This window comes from Arsenicibacter rosenii, from assembly GCF_001870735.1.
Classification (GTDB): domain Bacteria; phylum Bacteroidota; class Bacteroidia; order Cytophagales; family Spirosomataceae; genus Arsenicibacter; species Arsenicibacter rosenii.
The window spans coordinates 1-1,218 of the sequence record NZ_MORL01000155.1 but is presented as its reverse complement, the minus strand read 5'-3'; the positions used below and the strand labels follow the sequence as shown (position 1 = coordinate 1,218).

Annotated in this window: 2 protein-coding genes; one reads left to right on the top strand and one right to left on the bottom strand. The window is 46.1% G+C overall.

The genetic code is table 11. The features are described from left to right. On the bottom strand, positions 1-260 hold a 260-nt coding region (locus BLX24_RS32440), incomplete at its 3' end, for a hypothetical protein (RefSeq protein WP_143092939.1). Between the two features lie 541 nt (positions 261-801). Here BLX24_RS32440 and BLX24_RS33540 point away from each other — a divergent pair. Next, on the top strand, positions 802-1,218 hold a 417-nt coding region (locus BLX24_RS33540; RefSeq protein WP_218160741.1), incomplete at its 3' end, for a hypothetical protein.

Below are 1,218 nucleotides of genomic sequence, written 5' to 3'. Positions count from 1 at the left end.
GGATAAGGATTGCGCCTGAACCTGCGGCGGATCAGGGGCAGGAGCTGCCTCAGCGAGCGGACGGTATCAGGGCGGAACGTCTGACTGACCAGCACATAGTCATTAAGGGGGACATGGTCGGGCAGGGCCGATAGCGTATATGTAGTGCCGTCAGCCTGCGGTATAGCACGGACCGGCTGGTGGAACTGATCCCGGACGGCAAATCCTACACTGATCGCTAAAAGTACGGCCCATACATAAATCCTTATCCTGTCATTCATACGGCGACAAAAAAGAGACACACTGCAAGCCTGCGGCCGTGCCCCCTGTTAACGGCTGCAAAGTTCTTAACTGGCCGGATACGCAAAAATACCTCGTACGAGGTATTTTTTTTTTGTTCTGTTCGCCGGAGCTTTGTCCTGTGAACAATCAACACCCCAACAGATCATTTGCCGACAGCGACAATACCGGCAACCTCTGCTCTGCAACTGGCTGATTGGCAATCGTCTGTGTCCGGACACAGGCGTCTGACACGTATCATCCATTGTCGTACGGTAAAACACAATCGTGAAGCCATATGAGCTACACTGGCGTTGTATTGTCCTTGTCTAACCGGCCTCATGGCCGCTAAACACCTGTGTACAAACAAATGAAAAATCAATTCTGTGTTATACGAAAGGACTGTTAGCTAGTCTGAGTCCCCGTTATCTACTCAGTACTCATCAAAAATTTCTGTCGCAGGTCATAGACATTTGTGCGCTTAAGTTTTACCCGATAATGTTCAGGTAATCATTCTCAACCTATTTAATTTTTTATCAGACTATGTATTTCCCCTATACGCAAAAAACATTTTACCCCCTTTCTTTTCGTTCACTTTTCCTGAAATGCAGTCTAAATAAATGGCTGGTCCGGAGTCTTTTGTTTTGCTTACTGTTAAGCACCGGCATCAGTGGTTTTGCACAGTCTTATCAACCACTTTCTGTTTCTGGTTTTAATCATGACGTTGTTGCGAATGGAGCCCAAAAGTCACAGAATACTACAACAGTGGACTTAGATGATATTGGTTCTGTCCTTTATGAGAAAGGATATAGCTGTTCCCCGCTAAACCTTAATTATGGCTTGCCTACAAACCGGATAATTAACAGTTCATTATATAGCGGATTATCTTACCAGCTGGCCGATTATTCAACAACTAATGCGCTGGTCCTTCGAAATCCGGCTACCAGTACGGGCATACTT